General features: G+C 42.1%; 17 protein-coding genes and 3 pseudogenes. 9 read left to right on the top strand and 11 right to left on the bottom strand.

Features of this window, described 5'->3' with window-relative positions:
- The first annotated feature begins 102 nt into the window (after positions 1-102).
- Positions 103-756 carry a carbonate dehydratase gene (can, locus tag PSI15_RS10675; RefSeq protein ID WP_273583521.1) on the top strand — a complete coding sequence of 218 codons (654 nt, stop codon included), beginning with the start codon at positions 103-105 and terminating at the stop codon, positions 754-756.
- A 96-nt stretch (positions 757-852) separates the two neighbouring features.
- Here can and hpt read toward each other — a convergent pair whose 3' ends face one another.
- The gene (hpt, locus tag PSI15_RS10670) at positions 853-1,392 is read right to left on the bottom strand and encodes a hypoxanthine phosphoribosyltransferase (RefSeq protein WP_045972201.1); all 540 of its coding nucleotides are present in this window, start codon (positions 1,390-1,392) and stop codon (positions 853-855) included.
- A 272-nt stretch (positions 1,393-1,664) separates the two neighbouring features.
- Between hpt and PSI15_RS10665 the strand changes: the two genes are divergently transcribed.
- The 3 genes from PSI15_RS10665 to speD all read left to right on the top strand — a co-directional run bounded on the left by PSI15_RS10665 (position 1,665) and on the right by speD (position 3,817).
- Positions 1,665-2,012, top strand: a complete 348-nt coding sequence (locus PSI15_RS10665) for a YacC family pilotin-like protein (protein WP_273583520.1) — start codon at positions 1,665-1,667, stop codon at positions 2,010-2,012.
- 118 nt (positions 2,013-2,130) lie between these two features.
- Positions 2,131-2,994, top strand: a complete 864-nt coding sequence (gene speE / locus PSI15_RS10660) for a polyamine aminopropyltransferase (protein WP_273583519.1) — start codon at positions 2,131-2,133, stop codon at positions 2,992-2,994.
- A gap of 28 nt (positions 2,995-3,022) precedes the next feature.
- Entirely contained in the window at positions 3,023-3,817 is a 795-nt protein-coding gene (gene speD, locus PSI15_RS10655) for an adenosylmethionine decarboxylase (protein ID WP_273583518.1), read from the top strand.
- 94 nt (positions 3,818-3,911) lie between these two features.
- Here speD and PSI15_RS10650 read toward each other — a convergent pair whose 3' ends face one another.
- On the bottom strand, positions 3,912-4,460 hold the full coding sequence (locus PSI15_RS10650) for a cysteine hydrolase family protein (protein ID WP_273583517.1): 549 nt from the start codon (positions 4,458-4,460) through the stop codon (positions 3,912-3,914).
- Between the two features lie 533 nt (positions 4,461-4,993).
- Here PSI15_RS10650 and PSI15_RS10645 point away from each other — a divergent pair.
- Positions 4,994-5,243 (top strand): annotated as a pseudogene (locus PSI15_RS10645) (hypothetical protein); the annotation flags it as partial.
- Between the two features lie 308 nt (positions 5,244-5,551).
- Positions 5,552-6,892: an MATE family efflux transporter gene (locus PSI15_RS10640; protein WP_273583516.1), complete on the top strand. Its 1,341-nt coding sequence runs from the start codon at positions 5,552-5,554 to the stop codon at positions 6,890-6,892.
- 92 nt (positions 6,893-6,984) lie between these two features.
- Here the strand turns inward: PSI15_RS10640 and PSI15_RS10635 are convergent, their stop codons facing one another.
- The 3 genes from PSI15_RS10635 to PSI15_RS10625 all read right to left on the bottom strand — a co-directional run bounded on the left by PSI15_RS10635 (position 6,985) and on the right by PSI15_RS10625 (position 8,744).
- Entirely contained in the window at positions 6,985-7,647 is a 663-nt protein-coding gene (locus tag PSI15_RS10635; RefSeq protein WP_273583515.1) for a DUF799 domain-containing protein, read from the bottom strand.
- Entirely contained in the window at positions 7,647-8,003 is a 357-nt protein-coding gene (locus tag PSI15_RS10630) for a DUF4810 domain-containing protein (RefSeq protein WP_273583514.1), read from the bottom strand. Before PSI15_RS10630 ends, PSI15_RS10635 begins: the two co-directional genes overlap by 1 nt.
- Positions 8,004-8,072: 69 nt before the next feature.
- Positions 8,073-8,744, bottom strand: coding sequence for a CsgG/HfaB family protein (locus PSI15_RS10625; protein WP_273583513.1), 672 nt, complete (start codon positions 8,742-8,744; stop codon positions 8,073-8,075).
- A gap of 779 nt (positions 8,745-9,523) precedes the next feature.
- Between PSI15_RS10625 and PSI15_RS10620 the strand changes: the two genes are divergently transcribed.
- Together PSI15_RS10620 and PSI15_RS10615 are read left to right on the top strand one after the other, a co-directional pair.
- Positions 9,524-10,849 carry a hypothetical protein gene (locus PSI15_RS10620; protein ID WP_273583512.1) on the top strand — a complete coding sequence of 442 codons (1,326 nt, stop codon included), beginning with the start codon at positions 9,524-9,526 and terminating at the stop codon, positions 10,847-10,849.
- A gap of 827 nt (positions 10,850-11,676) precedes the next feature.
- Positions 11,677-12,243, top strand: a pseudogene (locus tag PSI15_RS10615) (tyrosine-type DNA invertase); the annotation flags it as partial.
- A gap of 357 nt (positions 12,244-12,600) precedes the next feature.
- Here PSI15_RS10615 and yjiA read toward each other — a convergent pair.
- The 6 genes from yjiA to PSI15_RS10585 all read right to left on the bottom strand — a co-directional run bounded on the left by yjiA (position 12,601) and on the right by PSI15_RS10585 (position 20,013).
- Complete coding sequence (gene yjiA / locus PSI15_RS10610) at positions 12,601-13,557, bottom strand: GTPase (RefSeq protein WP_273583511.1); 957 nt, start codon at positions 13,555-13,557, stop codon at positions 12,601-12,603.
- A 10-nt stretch (positions 13,558-13,567) separates the two neighbouring features.
- A complete protein-coding gene (locus PSI15_RS10605; protein WP_047962587.1) occupies positions 13,568-13,771 on the bottom strand; it encodes a YbdD/YjiX family protein in 204 nt (67 codons plus the stop codon).
- A 149-nt stretch (positions 13,772-13,920) separates the two neighbouring features.
- Positions 13,921-16,074: a carbon starvation CstA family protein gene (locus PSI15_RS10600; RefSeq protein WP_273583510.1), complete on the bottom strand. Its 2,154-nt coding sequence runs from the start codon at positions 16,072-16,074 to the stop codon at positions 13,921-13,923.
- Positions 16,075-16,402: 328 nt separating this feature from the next.
- Entirely contained in the window at positions 16,403-17,794 is a 1,392-nt protein-coding gene (locus PSI15_RS10595; RefSeq protein WP_273583509.1) for a phosphoethanolamine transferase, read from the bottom strand.
- Between the two features lie 324 nt (positions 17,795-18,118).
- Positions 18,119-18,928 carry a type I methionyl aminopeptidase gene (gene map, locus PSI15_RS10590; RefSeq protein WP_273583508.1) on the bottom strand — a complete coding sequence of 270 codons (810 nt, stop codon included), beginning with the start codon at positions 18,926-18,928 and terminating at the stop codon, positions 18,119-18,121.
- 68 nt (positions 18,929-18,996) lie between these two features.
- The gene (locus PSI15_RS10585; RefSeq protein WP_273583507.1) at positions 18,997-20,013 is read right to left on the bottom strand and encodes a Fic family protein; all 1,017 of its coding nucleotides are present in this window, start codon (positions 20,011-20,013) and stop codon (positions 18,997-18,999) included.
- Positions 20,014-20,290: 277 nt separating this feature from the next.
- Between PSI15_RS10585 and PSI15_RS10580 the strand changes: the two are divergent.
- Positions 20,291-20,501 (top strand): annotated as a pseudogene (locus tag PSI15_RS10580) (cell filamentation protein Fic); the annotation flags it as partial.

Genomic DNA, 20,501 nt, shown 5'->3' with positions numbered 1-20,501 from the left:
CAATGGCAGGGGTTAATTAAAAAACATTGCTCAATTAAATATTAAATTCTCAATTAATGTTGTATATGATTCTATCTCAAAAATGTTGCCAGGCTATTCGTTATGATGAGAAAAATTGAAGAGCTGTTTGCCAGGAACAAACAGTGGTCAGAATCCGTAAACGAAGAAAATCCACTTTTCTTCAAAGAATTATCAAAAGCACAAAAACCCCATTTCCTGTGGATAGGCTGCTCTGATAGCCGAGTACCTGCCGAAAAACTGATTGATGCCGCACCCGGTGATCTTTTTGTTCACCGCAACGTCGCCAATCTTGTGATCCATACCGATTTAAACTGTCTATCTGTTGTACAATATGCCGTTGATGTTTTACAGGTTGAACACATTATCATCTGTGGTCACTACGGTTGCGGGGGCATTGAAGCTGCCGTGGATGGCACGGAATTGGGCTTAATCAATAACTGGCTGCTCCATGTCCGTGATTTGTGGTACAAACACAGTTCCATGCTGGGTGAATTACCACCTAATGATAGGCTGAATCGCCTGTGTGAATTGAATGTGATCGAGCAGGTTTACAACCTCGGCCACTCAACCATTATGCAATCCGCATGGAAACGCGGGCAGAAGGTGATGATCCACGGTTGGGTATATGGCTTAAAGGATGGTGAGTTGCATGATTTGGATATTACGGCGGACAGCCGTGAAAAACTGGAACTCAATTACCGTCAGACGATTTCCAAGTTATCGCAGACAAAATAACGGATTGAACAATCCGTTATTGACGATAAAAATAAATGGCAGCAAAACGCTGCCATTTACTCACGCAGTATTGATTACTTCTGCTTATCGCGAAAATTAATCTTCCAGCAAGGTGACATGCCCGATATAAGGCAGGTGGCGATAACGCTGTGCATAATCAATGCCGTAACCCACGACAAATTTATCTTCAATGGAATAACCAATCCACTCAACAGGAACATCGACTTCACGACGAGAGGGTTTGTTCAACAAAGTACAAATCGCCAGTGAGTTCGGTTCACGCAGCGCCAGAATCTCGCGGATTTTGTTCAGTGTATTGCCTGAGTCGATAATATCTTCAACAATCAACACATCCTTACCACGAATGTCTTCATCCAGATCTTTAAGGATTTTCACATCTCGGGTAGAGCTCATCTCATTGCCGTAGCTGGATGCGGTCATAAAGTCCACTTCATGGGAAACCTGAATTTCACGACACAGGTCTGCCATAAAGATAAATGATCCCCTCAACAGGCCAACCAGCACCAATTCACGATCACTATGACGATAATGCTCTGTAATCTGTTGCCCCAACTCAGCAATACGTTGCTTAACCTCCTGTTCGGAGATCATCACTTCTACAATATGTTTCTTCATCAATATAACCAGTTGATTTTACTTTAAACAATCACAAGTCAAACCCAAAAATGAATGTGACTATTTACATACCGCTCAATACCATAAGCTCACCGAGCGCATAAAATATCATTCTCTGCTACCAGAACAAACCTTTCGTTAACCCACAATCAATTTTTTAGTTGGCAGAAAAAACAGTCATTTTACCAAAATTAAGAAAATAAAGTTTGGCGAACAAAGATATTAATATGTTAATTTAAGTAAAATGGTAGAAACGCAGTATAATGGAAATTATGCAAAAAATTACCTTATTCACATACATTCTGGCTCTGTTGAGTTTTGCTCAACCCGCAAAAGCGCTGTCTGAAAATGAAGCGGAAGATCTCGCCGATCTGACAGCCGTCTATGCCTATCTAAAGCATGACTGTGGCTATAACCAAATTCCAGATCTGCAAATTAAGCGCACCATTATCTATTTTGCCCAACGCAATAAGTGGGATCTCAGTGACTATAATGGTCAGTTAATGCAAGAACTCAATCAATTAGGTTACAACGACTTAAAGGGAATCGATCTGCCTCATGAGGTTAAATGCCGCTCCCTTGCAAGAAACTCCCTCAGTTTACTCTCCTATGTAAAGTAGCTCTTTTTGTATACTTCCAAAGTTAATTTCATGTTGAAACCAAATGGCGATTATGTAAATAATTGGCTATTGTGTGCACTTGATGTCGATAAATATCACAATGGAGGAATAGCAGAAGATGTCACAAAAGGAAATTTGGTATGAAACTTTACATCCCAATTTCGGTCAGTATTTCACAGTGGAAAGCGTGCTTTATCACGATAAAACACAGCATCAAGATCTCATCATTTTCGAAAATACAGAACTTGGCCGCATCATGGCACTTGATGGTGTAGTACAAACCACAGAGCGCGATGAATTTATCTACCATGAAATGATGGCCCATGTCCCCCTATTTGCTCACGGCCAAGCCAAAAAAGTGTTGATCATTGGTGGTGGTGATGGTGGGATGCTACGAGAAGTGTGTCGCCATCACTATCTCGACAATATCACAATGGTAGAAATTGATGCGGGTGTCGTTGAATTCTGCCGCCAATATTTGCCGAATCATAATGCCGGCGCCTATGACGATCCCCGTTTCAAGCTGGTGATTGACAACGGGGTTAATTTTGTCAAAACCACATCTGAAAAATTTGATGTCATCATTTCTGATTGCACCGATCCTGATGGACCGGGTGAAAGCCTGTTTACCTCTGAATTTTATGCAGGCTGCGCCCGTTGCCTAAACGAAGGGGGGATTTTCGTCGCCCAAAACGGTGTCTGTTTCCTGCAACAGGATGAAGCCGTCAACAGCCATAAAAAGTTGAGTCACTATTTTGTTGACAGCAGCTTTTATCAAGCCGCTATCCCAACCTATTACGGTGGGATCATGACGTTTGCATGGGCAACCCAGAATTCGGCTCTACGTCAGGTGCCCCTGACCACACTGCAACAACGCTTTGAAGATACGGCCATAACCTGCCGTTACTACACTCCAGACGTACATGCAGGCAGTTTTGCACTACCGCAATACTTACTGAATGCACTATCTGGAAATCCATAATCACCCATTAGCCGGGAGGTGAACTAAATTGCGCAAACTGAAATTGCACGGCTTTAATAATCTTACAAAAAGCTTGAGTTTCTGTATCTATGACATCTGTTATGCAAAAACGAAAGCCGATCGCGACAGTTATATCGCGTACATTGATGAACAGTATAATGCGACCCGCCTGACTGAAATACTCAGTGAAACTTGTTCAATCATTGGTGCAAACATTCTTAATATTGCTCGTCAAGACTATAACCCACAAGGTGCGAGCGTTACCATTCTGATTAGTGAAGAACCCATTGACCCTAAACTGGTGGATAATACAGAGAACCCTGGCCCACTCCCTGATTCTGTCGTCGCCCATTTGGACAAAAGTCATATTTGTGTGCATACCTATCCAGAAAGCCACCCAGATGGCGGTATATGTACCTTTAGGGCCGATATTGAAGTGTCAACCTGCGGTGTTATTTCCCCCCTTAAGACGCTGAATTATCTAATTTATGAATTGGAATCTGACATTGTGACGATGGATTACCGTGTTCGTGGTTTTACCCGAGATATTCATGGAGTAAAACTCTATATTGACCATAAAATTAGTTCCATCCAGAATTATCTGACAGAAGAAATCCAAGCTCAGTATCATATGATCGATGTGAATATTTTTCAGGAAAATCTCTTTCATACCAAAATGATGTTGAAACAATTTGATCTGAATGAGTATTTGTTCAATTCCACAGCCGAAGAATTAAGTGAAACGGAAAAAAGAGAAATCACCCGTTTACTCAAAAAAGAGATACAGGAAATCTATTACGGCCGGAATTTACCTGATCTGTAAATAAATTTACTCGACTTGATCTATTTGACTGGCAGAATATCAATCTGTCAGTCATTCATTTTACTTTCATCCAACTCAAGCATAGTGCGCTTTATTATTTTGACGGCACACCTAACTCAGTACTGGTTGTAATTTCAACACCATAAACGGTTTTTAGATAATCAAGTGCTTCACTATGATCAACCTCGGGTAAAACGCAAACTGCATCAGATAATACGGTGATGCCATAACCTCGGGTAAATGCACTATAGGCGGTATGCCGGACACAGCAATTGGTATGCTGCCCTGTTAAAACAACTTCTGTAACACCGTATTGCCTGAAAACCTCATCCAGATCGGTTCCATCAAAGGCACTATAAAAATGTTTGGGAGAAACAATTTCACGTTCAGAGCCAATAGGAGCCAATGCATCAACCACCTCAGCACCCCACGTTCCTGCCATAGCATGTTTTCCCCAAATGCCCATTTCCCGATCATCTGCATAATGGGCATCATTGGCATACACCACTAACCAATCAGGTTGATTTCTGGCATAGTTAATCACCCGCTGGATCACTGGGATAATTTCCGTTGCCTGCTTTTCATTGGCGAGCACACCTGTTACGAAATCATTCAACATGTCAATTACGATAAGAGCTTTCATCTGTAAGACCTTCTTTATGTTTTATATGCTGTTTTTCCTAAAAATAACAATAGAAAAACAATAAAGTGTATTTGATGATGCAATAATATTTTCCTCATATGGAGAAAACATTTCATTTTTATTAGTAGAAACAGTCATAGTAAAAATTAGCATTATAGAAATACCACAATATAGTATAACGCCTAAACTTACATTTCAATTCATCAATATTCTCAAAGCATGCGATAGATTTATAAATATAGTATTTGAAAAAAATTTACTAATAACCATGAATGTTTACCTTATTACTCAAATTCAATTATATTAATTTGCATAATAGCTTAAGAAATGGAAATCATTTGAGTATTTCTTTGTTAATGATTTTAGTTATAAGCACAAGAATCATAGCGGTAGTCGCACTAAAATTCTCCACTTCCTATAACAACAACGATTCATCTCTTTTTTTATGGCGACATTTATGCAAGGCACCAGCCATGAACAAATATCACAAACTTATTGTTATTGGCGAAACCATTTGCTCATGTCAATGATATTGGCGGCAAGATACTATGGAGTTACGACAAGAGCGGTTGTCTTCGCCAATGCCCATGATGAAAATTCTAAAGGAAACCATTTTATTCAACCGTACCATCTGGCTCCTTGGTTTTTCTTATATTCTTGTTTATTTCATTATCTACCTGTATTTTCAGTATTGGCTTTTTTGTCTTTGGCTCGCAGATGTTAATCGGTCTTTCAGCAGGGATGTTTGCCCTGTTGACGCTTGCCGCTGCTATAATGGGATGATTACTGATGCCAATGTTAATGGCTGATGTCAGTAAAGTGCATAAGATACAGTAAGATCAAGAAGTTCTGGACACAATTTTAGCCTCTTCCTATTGCTTCTCGTCGTCAACGAGGGAAATACCCCCGTTGAAACTATGGGGCGAATATCGTTATCGTCCCCACCAAAAATCCGCCAGCAAACCAACGGGATAAATCACCTATTCTGTCTATCAACTCACCAATAAACCTTGTAAAATCATCTATGCTTTCTGGGGATGTCATACCACAAAAAGACCATTCATTTCACTTCTAATAAATAGGTTTTACTAATGCATCAGTCTGATGTTGTTGATCGTTCTCTTTTTTCATTAAGCTGGCCGATTTTCATTGATATCTTTCTGCATATGGCGACGTTATTAATCAATACGTATATGGTCAGCCATATTTCTTCTGCTTATCTCGCCGCAATGGGAGTGGGTAATCATATTTTTGATCTCTTTATTACCATTTTTAACTTTATCAGCGTGGGTTGCAGTGTTGTCATCGCACAATATTTAGGTTCAGGAAAACGAGAGAAGACCAGTCAGGCGATTCATATTTCTATTGCCTTTAATTTTGTGCTGGGTTTGAGTTGTGCACTGATCACAGTGTTCTTTGGTTATAAGATCCTGCATATTATGAACCTGCCCGAAAATCTGATGGGAGATGGGTTCGCTTATCTGCATGTGCTTGGTATCTGTCTGATACCCGAAGCCATTTCGATTATTTTGGCAGCCTGTCTGCGGGTTTATGGAAAATCGAAATCAGCCATGTACGTCACGCTGGTCGCCAACTTGCTCACGATTGCCGGCAATATAATCGTGCTGTATGGGTTCTTTGGACTGCCCCAATATGGGCTGGAAGGTGTGGCGTGGTCTACGGTATTTGGTCGTACCGTTGCTGTTATTTTGCTCTGTGGATTACTGTTTTGTGGTTTGAAGATCAAGCCAGAACCTAAGTTGCTCATCAACTGGTCTAAGAGTATGTTGAGCAAAATCCTGCATGTTGGCTTACCCGCCGCCGGTGAAAATTTGGTGTGGATTTTGCAATACATGACCGCGCAAGCGTTTATCGGCCTGATGGGGGAAACGTCTCTGGCTGCGCAAACACTGTACTTCCAGCTATCTCTGTTCATTATGCTGTTTGGTATCTCTACCAGTATCGGCAATGAAATTATGGTCGGCCATCTGGTTGGAGCAAAACGCTTTGAAGACGCCTATCTTCGGGGGCTGAAAAGCCTGCGGATTGGTGTCATTGTCACGGTGGGCGTCGTCCTGACGTTCTGGATTTTCAGGGAATCACTCCTCGATTTTATGACAGAAGACCAGAAGATGATTGAGCTCCTGTTGCCACTGTTCCTGCTTTCGGTCTTTCTGGAACCCGGGCGTTCTTTCAACATTGTCATGGTCAATGCGCTGCGGGCTTCTGGTGATGCGCGTTTTCCACTCTATACGGCACTGATTTTCATGTGGGGTGTTTCCATTCCCGTCGGTTATTTTCTGGGGATCACTATGGGGATGGGGATCTTGGGGATTTGGATAGGGTTCTTCTGCGATGAGTGGCTCCGTGGGTTAGTAAATGCCTGGCGTTGGAAATCCAGAAGATGGCAAACCAAGCGATTAGATATCTGATGAGAAATCACCACAAAAATAATACAAAAAATGCCGCAGGTCTGTCTGCGGCATTTTTATTTCATTTATTTTACTGACGTCAGGCAATCTTATCATTTATCTTTGCCATAAAACGCTGAACGTGGGCCATACAGCAAGTGGCCATATCCATATCCACCCGCACTCAGCAAGCGATTACTGGTAATGCCTGCAATATCATGACCTCTGTCCATAACGGTATTTGCGATCTGGGAAATGGCTGCCGATACCAACATGCCTATCAAACCACCGCTGGAGTAGTTGTCATTTTCGGTGGAAGAGGCTGTCGCGACACCACTCCACAGTTGCTTACCTGTGCGCAAATCTACCAGACGGGCTGTCGCACTGACACGGGTATCACTGTTGATAATTTGGTATTGCGTACCGTATTGTGTGATATTCAGGTAAAGAGCAGAATCTGCGCCAAATATGTCATACAGCTTTTGGTCGCTGATATTATGGATATCCTGTGCTTCTGTTACCCCATTTTGACGGAAGGTTTCTTCAACCACCGCAACGGGATAAACATAATAGCCCGATTCTGCCAGCGGGTAAGTCACTTGAGACAGAAAGCTGCCAGAAGCCTGCACTTCCACAGATTTATTGATAGCTGGCAAAACCAAAATGGATTTTGGTTTGCTTTCTCTCAATGCGGAATAATCATACGGTTTATGGTTGGCACATCCTGTCAGAACCAGCAATAACAAGGCACCCATCGCCCCCAGAAAACGCTTCATTATTTTACTCCCTTATTTTTGCTTAGCAGAAAATCCATGTAATGTGCTGATTCAGGAAATAGTTTTTTTTCTGTCTCAAACTGCTGGAAAGCATCCTCAATATTGCCGGTTTTGCTGTAAAGCAAGCCCATTTGCGCGTGCAAACCCGGTGGAACAGGTTTATCTTTAGCTCTGGCTTGCTCGATAACTTTTTGCAATGCCTGAAGCTGTTCCTGTGGCCCTGTTTTATCCTGCTGGTAATATTGATACAGCGTTGATTGATAATTACCCCATTCATATAGGCTTTTAGGTGCTTGTACACATCCCACCAATAATAGCGCGCCCAGCAACATCCCAGTCTTTTTTATCAAAAACATACAACTATTTTCCCTAAAAAATATCTCATCAAATTAATATCTAACAAGTTGATTATACTTAAAAAGTGCTTAGTTAGTTGGCTTCCATGCCCCATTATCAATACCGGCGACCAGATCATTAATGGCTTCACGGATTGCCAGATCCAACACCTTGCCATTCAGAGTCGAGTCATAGCTGGAAGTCCCGCCAAATCCAATGATTTCACGGCTGGAAAGTTTATATTCCCCTGCCCCCGCGGAGGAGAAAACCACTTCAGACGTTTCCACATTGACAACATTCAACATCACTTTTGCATAGGCAACTTGTGACTTGCCGCGTCCCAAAATACCCCATAGCTGGTGATCGCCCACTTCTTTGCGGCCAAATTCAGTCACAGAACCCGTGATAATGTAATTAGCCCCTTTCAATTTCTGCGCCTTGCCTTGTAAACCTGCTTCCATTTTCAGCTCAGACAAGTTGGTGCGCTCCAGTACGTTAAAACGACCTGTCTGTTGTAAATGCGTTACAAGGATGGTTTTTGATTGATTACCTAAACGGTCAATGCCGTCAGAGAAAATGCCATTTTGGTAGCTTGAGCGATTTTCAAATTTACCCACCGCGATTGGGCTGCGAATACCGGCATAAGTCGTTTTATAAGATGTGACTTTTTGTACTGGAAGTGTTGATGAAGATTCCGTAGCACAACCGGCCAGCATGAGAGAAGCCAGGCAAAGTGAAGCTAATGTGAGTTTGCTTTTCATTATTACATCTTCCTGAATGATTGTTAGAATAAACCAGTTAGATTTTTTTATTCAGCGAATACCGCTAACATAAAAACGCAAGAATAATAAGCATTGTTACAGTAAAAGTCCATTTAATCAGAAAGCACACCCTAATCAAAATCAAGTAACAAATTGATTTTTAAGGATTAAAAATAACTTATCAAGTGATTATATCATTACTTAATTTCAATATGGTTACTAATCAGAACAAAGTAAAGGAAGTATATTATGCCTTTTCCATTTTATTATTGGCAAATAAAATAAACCCAATAAAACACCACGTTATCTTAATAAAAAATAAACCTGATCTTATTGACCATAGATTATGTTGCCTGAGTACGCTCGGTACTTTATCGTCAGCATACCCAGTGATCGATAAGCAGAGTTTAAGGCATGTATCACCCCATTTCACAGGAAAAAATGCTAGATTAACATACTGAAATACATCATAATATTAACAATAAAAAGGATTTAATCCTGACAGGGTGTTTTGAACAGATATAAATGTGATGAAAATGTCATAAAGCACACAACTTTTCTTTCTGGCTGTTTTAATTGTCAATATCACAAAGACGCACAATACCTTCGCATTGAGAATAAATAACGTTATTTATCAAAATGATAATAAACAATAACTTCTTTTTGCGTGATTTCCCTTTGCGATTTCTTCTTTATGAAGACGTTGTTCTCCCAAAAGCCGTGTTAAATGGCAGGTTTAGGCACCAAATTACAGCACCAAAGATGTAGCGAGAACTATTATGAAAGCAGCAACAAAAAACAGTGATGCCACGTCACCGTTATCTTCGCCGGCCAAACGCGCCAACATGACGGAGGCGGAATGGAAAAAAGCCATACAATTTGACCATATTGATACCGGTTGGATCATTATGAGTATTGGCATGGCGATCGGAGCCGGAATTGTTTTCTTGCCTGTTCAGGTTGGATTGATGGGATTGTGGGTTTTCCTGCTCTCTTCCATTATTGGTTATCCCGCCATGTATCTTTTCCAGCGACTCTTCATCAATACCCTTGCAGAGTCACCCGAATGCAAAGATTATCCCAGTATCATCAGTGGCTATCTGGGTAAAAATTGGGGCATCCTGCTTGGCGTACTCTATTTCATTATGCTGGTGATTTGGATGTTTGTTTATTCCACCGCCATAACCAATGATAGCGCGTCTTATCTGCAAACCTTTGGCATCACCGATGAACTCATGTCGAAAAATCCACTTTATGGGTTGGTGTTAATTTGTGTATTAGTCGCTATTTCTTCCCGTAGTGAACAATGGCTGTTCAAAATATCCAGCCTGATGGTCATGACAAAGTTATTGGTTATCGCGGCATTAGGGTTTTCGATGATCGGCATGTGGCACCTTTACAATATCGGCGCATTGCCCCCCTTCGCGCTATTAATCAAACAGGCCATTATCACGTTACCTTTTACGCTCACCTCTATCCTGTTTATCCAAACACTAAGCCCAATGGTGATCTCTTACCGCAATCGGGAGAAAAACCGTGAAGTTGCCCGTCACAAAGCACAGCGAGCCATGAATATTGCTTTTGCTGTACTGTTTTGTACGGTATTTTTCTATGCCATCTCTTTTACACTGGCGATGGGACATGATGAAGCCCTCAAAGCCTACGAACAGAATATTTCAGCACTGGCGATTGCCGCTCAGTTCTTTCCCGGCGGTTGGGTCATTGTTGTCAGTATCATGCTCAATGTTTTTGCCGTGATGACGGCCTTTTTTGGGGTCTACCTTGGATTTCGCGAGGCCAGCCAAGGTATTGCGATGAATGTTCTTGGCCGTCTGATGCCTGTCGAAAAGATCAACGAAAAGTGGGTGCAAAAAGGCATTATGGTTTTTGCCATCTTATTGGCATGGAGCGCAATTATCCTGAATGCTCCCGTGTTGAGCTTTACTTCTCTGTGTAGCCCAATATTTGGCATCGTTGGCTGCCTCATCCCTGCTTATTTAGTCTACAAGGTGCCCAGTTTGCACCATTACAAAGGCGTCTCGCTCATCTTGATCATCTTTACCGGGATCTTGCTGTGCGTTTCCCCTTTTCTGGCTTTTGCGTAAATAAGCAGATAAGGCCAAAAAAATTCTTTTTGCAGTTTTTTTGGCCTCAACCAAATCATATTCCGCAACTCTCATTTATTAAATAATCATTTTGCTGATGTCACGATATTTAATTAATCATAGAAAATATCTATTTAATTAAATTTCACAAATTGAATAAAAACGATTAATTCCGCCGACCCCAACAAAAACATGGCAACCAACTGAAATTATACCGATAGTTACTAATTTGGCGAAAAAAACACCTCTCACCCTCATGTTATTCTGAGTGCTTTCCTTAATTCCTGTCTCAATGTTGTTCTTTTTTCGTCCAAAATCCGCAACCAATCAGAATAAAAAACCAGTGAAAAACTCAAATATAAAATTTTATTTTAAAAAGCACTGAGCAAACGGTAGCTTTTAATCAATCATAAGGCATTATCTAAACAACTTAGATAAATCATTTACTTTTTCTACTAAATGCAGTAAAAATACACACTCAATACACTAAAAAGGAAATTTTAAAAGAATAAAAACCCAAAAAATAAACCACTCCAATGATTAGTTGTAAAGTTCAATAGAACTGTTTTTATGTATGGAATTCTATTTATGATTGCCTCATTCTGTATATCAGAACCACGTAGCACGTATTTATACGATTTCAATTAATATTTTCATTAAGAATAAGACGAAAAGAAGGCGCAAATTTTTTTATTTGCGGTATTTCAATTAAATTAATCTGGTATTTTTCCAATCATGTTTAAAAAACATTAATGTTTTTTGTATTCGATTGGCTTAACTACCTTGCTATTCACAATTCATCTCTCTGATTTCATAGGAATGATAATTTCATGAAACAACGTAAGTTTTTAACCCGATACGAAATAGACGCAATTTTGGCAGCAACAAAACAAGGGCGTCACGCAGAACGGGATTACTGCATGCTATTAATGTGTTTTATTCATGGTTTTAGGGTAAGTGAGCTATGTAATCTATGCCTATCTGATCTCGATTTAAATTCAGCAATTATTCACATCAGGCGGTTAAAAGGGGGGCTTTCAACCACACACCCTTTAATTCCAGAGGAAATTGACGCATTGAAAAAATGGTTGGATATTCGTCAAAAATGGCGGGAGGCTGATTCTCCATGGGTATTTCTCTCTCAAAAATCAGGCCCTGTTTCACGGCAACAAGTTTACGGATTATTGAAACGTTATGGGAAGCAGGCGGCCGTCAGTGTTCCTGCACACCCGCATATGCTAAGGCACGCGTGTGGTTATGCATTAGCCGATCTCGGACGTGATACCCGTTTGATTCAAGATTATCTCGGACACCGTAATATTTCACACACTGTCATTTATACCGCCAGTAATGTGAAACGTTTCTCCAGAATCTGGGAGTCTCCCACTAAATAACGATGTTATTTTTTCTGCTGTTTTCACTAACATTATCTGTTATTGCAACAATCTCCACTCATGAGTTTGTGGAGATTGCCGGTAGATAAAATAGACTACATCATTATCTAAAATAGATGATTATCTTATACGCATGGCAAACTCATTTTGTGAATAAATTTTTCCTTTATTGTTCTTTATTTGTTAACCCACTAATTAATGCTTTACAGAAAATTAAGTTTAATAGGTGAATGTATAAAATAAATTTCTATTTAAAATTGAACAGAGAATTTATATTAAACAATTTCACTGCTCAATAAGAAATACAAAATGAACGATCAAAATTCCACAGAAAATGATTATTCAAACAATGCTGCTTCAAACCAATGCTGCAAATTTTTCACGGATTTTCTGTTCTGGCAGATCGATGCCAATGAAAACCAATACACTTTCACGGGATTCATCATCACGCCATTCTCTGTCCCAATCCGCACTATATAGACGCTGAACGCCCTGAAACAGTAATCGGCGTGATTCCTGTTTAATCGCAAGAATGCCTTTGTAACGCAGGAGGTTATCCGCAAAACTCAACAAAAGTTCTTCCATTAGATCAGAAACGGCTGACAGTTCAATTGGATACGATAAGTTAACGACAATTGACTGAACCGAGTTTGGTTGTTTGGGCATAAATCGAAATACCGGCTCCGAAATCGCCAGTTTGTCATTTAACATAAAACCGTCGATACCGAACAGTAAGCCTAAATCTGCGTCACCCTGAATGACTTTATAAACAGGTGCCCGGGCATTGATTCGCTGCAAACGTTCAACCAAGGCATCATGAACGGGCGCAATATCTGTTTTGGTTAAAAGAACCCTGTCTGCATATCCCACTTGTGCCTGAGCAATGGAAAAACGATCTAACTGTTGTTGCGCATGGACAGCATCCACCAGCGTAATAATGCCATCAAGTAAAAAACGCTGACACAATGTTTCATGGGAAAAGAAAGTCTGCGTGATCGGGCCGGGATCAGCCATGCCTGTACACTCGATAATCAAGCGGTCAAAGTTAATTTGCCCTTTGTCCAGACTATCTAGCAAGTCCAATAACGCATCTTCCAGTTCATTCGTTCGACTACAACAGATACATCCGTTGCTTAATGTCTTAATCTGCGTTGCGCGCTCACCAATTAATTCATTATCAATCGGGACTTCACCAAATTCATTCTCAATGACGGCTATTTTATGACCATGATTGGCATTGAGGATATGACGCAGCAGCGTCGTTTTACCTGATCCCAAAAAGCCGGTCAGGATTGTGACGGAGATTGATTGCATTTTTATTTTCCTAACAACAACGCATGCCACCTTTGCCATCGCCACCATAGCGAGCATTTTGGCGTTCGCGAAAAAATTCTTCATACGTCATATAAGGCTTATCAGGATGATTTTCCTTCATATGCTGTACATAAGTGTCATAATCGGGAACGCCGACCAACATGCGGGCAGCCTGCCCCAGATATTTGCCTGCCCGACCAAGATTACCAAACATAAATTGTTCTCCGAGGCTTATCCTATAAGGCGTGTTCTATTAAGGATGACTTGCCGAAAAAATACCCCACATAATACAACCCTGATCATGTGGGGTATAGCGGTGACTGATACAGCATATTTTATGCCGATATCCGTTTTAGTATCGCATCAATGCGTAGAAGAAACTTTCACCCCACCTTCTGGAACCGGCACATAAGGGGTTTCATTATCGGTACGCTCAGGGTTTTTACTCGCTTTTATCGCCGTCTTGATACCATAAATAATGATGCTATAGACCACGACCAGGAACAGAATACTTAATCCCGCATTGGTGTAGTTGTTTACAACAATGTAATTCATGTTACTGATTTGTGCCGCCGTCAATTCTGCACCACCGTCTGCAATCCGTTGCTTGTACTCTTTCGCCAGAAAGAAGAAGCCTTCAAGCTGCGGGTTGTCACTGAATAATTTCAGCCCCAACGCCCATGTCGTACAAATCAACAACCAAACCGCAGGGATCACCGTGACCCAAATATATTGGGTGCGCTTCATCTTGATAAGTACCACTGTCCCCAAGACCAACGCAACAGCAGCCAACATCTGGTTAGAGATACCAAATAGCGGCCACAAGCTCTTGACACCGCCCAATGGATCAACCACACCTTGATAAAGTAAATAGCCCCACAGGCCGACACAACCAGCCGTACCAATGATGCCCGCAATCAGGGAATCGGTTTTTTTCAGGAAGGGAACAAAGTTACCCAACAGATCTTGCAACATAAAACGGCCGGAGCGTGTCCCCGCATCCAGCGCAGTCAGGATAAACAGCGCTTCAAATAGAATACCGAAGTGATACCAGAAGCCCATGTCTGCCGCAGGTATGATCTGATGGAATACGTGGGCAATCCCCACAGCCAGCGTTGGCGCGCCACCTGCACGGTTCAGCACCGAAGGTTCACCAATGTCTTTTGCCGTTTGCAGAATTTGCTCCGGCGAAATGACAAAGCCCCAGGAACTGACCGTCGCTGCCGCGTGGATCGTCACCTCTTTCAACGAATCCATAATCATCGGTGCTTCGGCAGTGCCCAAGTTATGCAGATTAGGCATGGTGATGCCCAATGCCGCCGGTGGGGTATTCATCGCAAAATACAGACCCGGCTCAATGATGGATGCAGCAACCAATGCCATGATTGCGACAAACGACTCCATCAACATTGCCCCATAACCAATGAAACGGGCATCTTTTTCATTGGCCAGCAGTTTAGGTGTCGTTCCCGAAGCAATCAGGGCATGGAAACCAGACACCGCACCACAAGCGATAGTAATGAACAGGAATGGGAACAGGGTTCCTTTCCAAACCGGCCCTGTACCATCAATATATTGGGTGACGGCGGGCATTTTCAGTTCTGGATTCAGGATGACAATGCCGACGGCAAGGCCAACAATCACCCCAATTTTCAAGAAGGTTGCCAGATAGTCACGCGGTGCCAGAATCAGCCAAACAGGTAATAGCGCAGAAACAAAGGCATAGCCGATCAGCGCATAAGTGATCGTGGTGTCTTTGAACGTCAGCGCCGGCCCCCAGTAAGGATCGGCGGCGACAACCCCCCCAAACCAAATGGCAGCAATCAGCATCAGGATACCTATCACGGAGACTTCACCCACACGCCCCGGACGGATATATCGCATGTAAATCCCCATGAAAAGCGCAATGGGTACGGTTGAGCAAACCGTAAATACGCCCCACGGACTTTCCGCCAAGGCTTTCACGACGATTAAGGCTAATACCGCCAAAATGATAATCATAATTAAGAAGCAACCAAACAGGGCGATTGTGCCCGGCACACGCCCCATTTCTTCTTTAACTATCTCACCCAATGACGCCCCATTGCGGCGGGAGGAGATAAACAGCACCATAAAGTCCTGCACGGCGCCGGCAAGCACTACTCCGGCCAATAACCACAAGGTTCCCGGCAGATAGCCCACCTGTGCCGCCAATACTGGCCCGACCAATGGGCCAGCGCCTGCGATCGCCGCAAAGTGGTGACCAAACAGGACATTTTTGTTGGTGGGAACATAGTTCAAACCGTCATTATTGACAACGGCAGGCGTTGCCCGCGTGGCATCCAGCTTCATCACCTTGGTGGCGATATATAGGCTGTAATACCGATAAGCCACTAAGTAAACCGCGACGGAAGCGACAACGATCCACAAAGCGCTAACGTGTTCTCCCCGACGCAGCGCAACAACGCTAAGACAGAATGCGCCAATGATCCCCAGCATTATCCAGGGGATATGTTTTAAAAATTTATTATTGTTCATAAAACTTCCTTTTCACAGTAAGACGAACAGCAAGTCATTATTTAATTTTACTTCCCTCTGTATAAACCGACCTTCTAAAGCCGGCAGGAAGCGGTACCCCGCAGGGTATATACTCCTCGCCACACTGCACTATGATACAAAACTCTCTCTGATAAGAGGGGAGGATTTGAGCCAGCGGTTAAATACCCGCATTAAGCGGTCAAAATCCTCCCATCAGTGGTTTATCCCCCGAAAACCTGCCCCCCGTTTTGTGAGATAACTCACTGATTCAATAGGTTGAAAAACGAAAGTACATCCATTAAACGTACATCCATTAAACGTACATCCATCAATGGAAGTTAATGCCGTCATCCTCCAGATGATTAAAGTCTCGATACTCGTTACTGAATGAAATCACGGTATGTTGGTTCTGACATGCTTGGTTAGAAAACCAATCACATTGGGATATCAAGCGAGGTTCTTCAATGCCCAGCCATGTCGCTAACATAGACAGTAGATTCAAACCACTACGTTGAGCATTGATAATATGTTTGCCTGCTTTACTCTGATCAACATTTTCAATGGCATAGTCATAGCCGGTAATCATAAATGGAACTTGATAATTTTGCTTATGGCTATCGTTATGGGTCAGATTTTCACTGTCTGTGTTTTTATTCACAAATGACAAGCCATGATCGGCAAAGTAAAGCATTGCCCAGTGCAATTGATTTTTATTGGCCATATTTGCAATATCAGCCAACAAACTATCGGTATTTTGGATGCTCTGGAGATAACAGGAGATATTTTGGGAATGAAAATAGGTGCCGTACTTCTCATCCGTTCTGGCACAAGGTTGTGGGTGTGATCCCATTAAGTGAATCACAATCAATTTCTTCTTCTGCCCATCCTTCACTAACGCCTTGCGAATATAAGGTAATAAATTTTCATCCGGCAGATAACGGCGGTCGTCTGAACTGCCTTCTTTTAGAAAAGTATAATGATTGGCCTGCTGCCCAATCAGTGCGACCGGAGAATCAAACCCGCCCTTCATTCCCTGGTTGGACAGCCAGTAAGTCTCAAATCCTGCTTTTTTCGCCAGTGAAACAATGCTGTTATTCAGGTGAAGTTCATTGGCTTCACGCATTGCCAGTGAATTAGTCAGTGATAACTGGGTCGAAGGTGCCGCAGAAATATAGTGGGTAAACATGGTGGCATTCGCGTTGTCCAGCCAGGGAGTGTTTTTATCCGGGAACCCGTAGGCACTCATAAAATCTTTGCGGACACTTTCCCCAATCACCAGGATGTAGGTATCATACTTTTCTGCTTTCACCACAGGTTGCCAGTCATCCCGATATTTGATGATCTTGGCAAATCGGTTATTTTCCGACATGACTCTCTGGTAGCTTTGATACGCATCACTGAAAAAGCGAACTTCCGGTAAACTGGTATCCAAAAGTTCCGAATAATCTTCAAAACCCGATTTTATATACCCTTTAGCCGGTGACCAAAAAGCAGAAATGAAAAACAGGGTAAACAATCCCTTTTTACTTTTGCCTGATAAGGTAATATTTAGCTTAAGTGAAAATATCATCAAAACTAAAATGGCAATGGCGGTTAAATAAGTAGAAGCCGAAAGCCCGCTAATATATTCCGCCGTTTCATTTCTGTTTGTATAGATTAAGGATCCTACTGCATTGACATCTGGATAACCATAATTGAGGCCAATTGGGGTATAGAGCATTCCGACCAAGGAAAGAAAAACAAGCAAAAAGAGATAGACTCGTTTACTGGTTGCAGCTAAAAATAAAAAGAATGCAAAAGCACTGAAAACGTATATTAATTTTAACTGATAACCCAAACACTTATGTATCAGAAAAATAAGAAAAAAGAGAACGATAAAACAAGAGAGGTTCCTGTTTTTATAAAGCCAAGACATAATCACCCTATCATTTCACATAGCCGTAGCTGAACTTTTATTTAGTCAATTCATTCAATTTGAACAAAACCCAACACTGTACAACACAGTATTGGGACGCTATCACGCAACAGAACAATAAATTATGGATTACCGATTAATTGACTGGTAACGTTCAAAAGATTCGCGTTCTTCATCCCGTAGAGTCAACACCTTAAAACCATCACGGGTGACCAAGATGGTATGCTCAAACTGAGCCGATAAGCGACGATCTTTGGTCGTGACTGTCCAGCCATCTTTATGCAGCTTAATGTCCTTTTTGCCTTGGTTGATCATCGGCTCAATCGTGAAAGTCATGCCTTCTTCCAAGATGATACCTTCTCCCGCCTTGCCGTAATGCAGAACTTGGGGTTCCTCATGCATACTGCGACCAATGCCGTGGCCGCAATATTCACGCACCACGGTATAATTATTCGCTTCGGCATGCTGCTGTATCGTATGACCAATATCCCCCAGCGTGATGCCCGGCCTGACTATCTTAATGGCCTGATATAAGCATTCTTGAGTCACATTGACCAAGCGCTCGGCATGAGACGGCACTTCCCCGACACAAAATGTAATGCTGCTGTCGCCGTAATATTCCTCTTTTTTGACGGTGACATCCACATTAACGATATCCCCACTTTTCAGCTTCTTTTCGGAAGGCCAGCCATGACACACAACGTGATTGACGGAAGTATTCACCGTATAAGGAAAACCATACTGCCCTAAGCTACCCGGTATCGCACCAAGGGTATTGATGATGTAATCATGGCAAAATGAATCAATTTCAAGGGTCGTCACACCGGGTACAATAATCGAACGAGCCGCTTCAAGCACCTGACCGGTCAAGCGCCCCGCTATTTCCATCTTCTCGATTTCGCTCCTATCTTTTATCAGTATTCCATTGTTTCTTGACATATTATTTTTCTCTTGATTCAAGTTATGTAGGTAACTTCTTCATCATACACGGGTTGGACAAAAGATCGTTATTGACTCACCCGCCAATAACCGCCTTTCTTCGCCCCGACACGCATCAAACGCCCCATATCCTGCAATAGCTTAATATTTCGTTCTATTGTGCGCCGACTTACCCCCAATTCATCAGCCAGTTGAGTGATGGTGATAGCAGGACGAGCAGCAATAACAGATAAGATTTTCTGCGCAGTCTCATTCAGAGGATGGGGATTTTCTACCGACATTTGTACCGACATTTCTACCGACGTTGTGGCAGGATTTGGTTTTGGAAGACTCAGGCTTTCTTTAAGTGCTTCAGCTAATTTTTCCAGCATAAAATCGATAAACAGCGTACAGTTGCTAGTACGGTCACACTCCCTAAGTACCTGATAATAATGTTGCTGTTGATGATGGATTAACGTTTCTACCGGCAGCCACGCTAATTCAGTACGCCATTCACTCAAAATCAATGTTTGCCATAAACGACCCATGCGGCCATTACCATCGGTAAATGGGTGAATAAATTCAAACTCATAATGGAAAATTGAACTGGCGATTAATGGGTGAATATCGGTTTGTTTTAACCAAGTCAGCAAATCTCCCATTAACCTCAATACTTGATTAGCGGGTGGTGCCATATGAATTAACTGGTTTTCCCGATAAATTCCCACATTTCCCTGACGTAATTGCCCCGGATGATCAACCAATCCAGTCATCAACAATCGATGCGCAGCCAGTAAATCCGTTAAGCGGGAGCTATGCCAATGTGGTAATTTTTCATAGGCTAATATGGCATTACGCACTTCCTGAATATCCCTTGCCGGAGCCAGCACACGTTTTCCCTCAATAATGGCCGTGACTTGTTCCGTAGATAGACTATTATGCTCAATCGCCAATGACGCCTGTATGGTGCGAATGCGATTTTCTTTACGTAATAAAGGTGAAGAAGTCTCCGCTTGCATCGACCAACGCCCCAGTAGCTCACCGATTTCCACTACACGATTAAGTATATTTGGGGTAATAGTGTAAGGAGGTTGGTAAGTTGCCACGATAATGTCCTCTTCTTCTGTCAATTCTTAATATTTATTCAATATACTCAATAAATTTTTCCCGTCATTTATTTAATTCGAACCACTTCGCAATTCTGCTGAATGATGAAAAGATCTGATACATTCCTGCGAGTAATCTTGCTAACCTACCGCGCAAATCTTCCTCATTGCATCTACAGATGAACTGATTTTACGAACATGGTTGCTATGCCCATCCAGTGTTATAATTTCCCTGTTTTTCCAAAGCATCTTTCCTCCATCGACACAGGGCGTTCCCATGAACCGATACCATGTATCCAGTAGTGAAGGCCAGTATGAGAAAAACTCTGGCGAGCAAGTCCTGGCTAACAAATTGGGAATTACTGATTCTGATGAGATGGATGAAGCTGAACTTGTACTGTTAGAGCAGCTCTATCGATTTATTTTTGAAAAACAGTTTCCTATGGGGACACTCACCGTAGCCATGTTGAAAAGTTGGCATCGTCGCT

This window comes from Xenorhabdus sp. PR6a, assembly GCF_028599065.1.
GTDB classification, from domain to species: domain Bacteria; phylum Pseudomonadota; class Gammaproteobacteria; order Enterobacterales; family Enterobacteriaceae; genus Xenorhabdus; species Xenorhabdus doucetiae.
The sequence above is the reverse complement of the archived record's forward strand: the minus strand, read 5'-3'. Positions and strand labels throughout refer to the sequence as shown.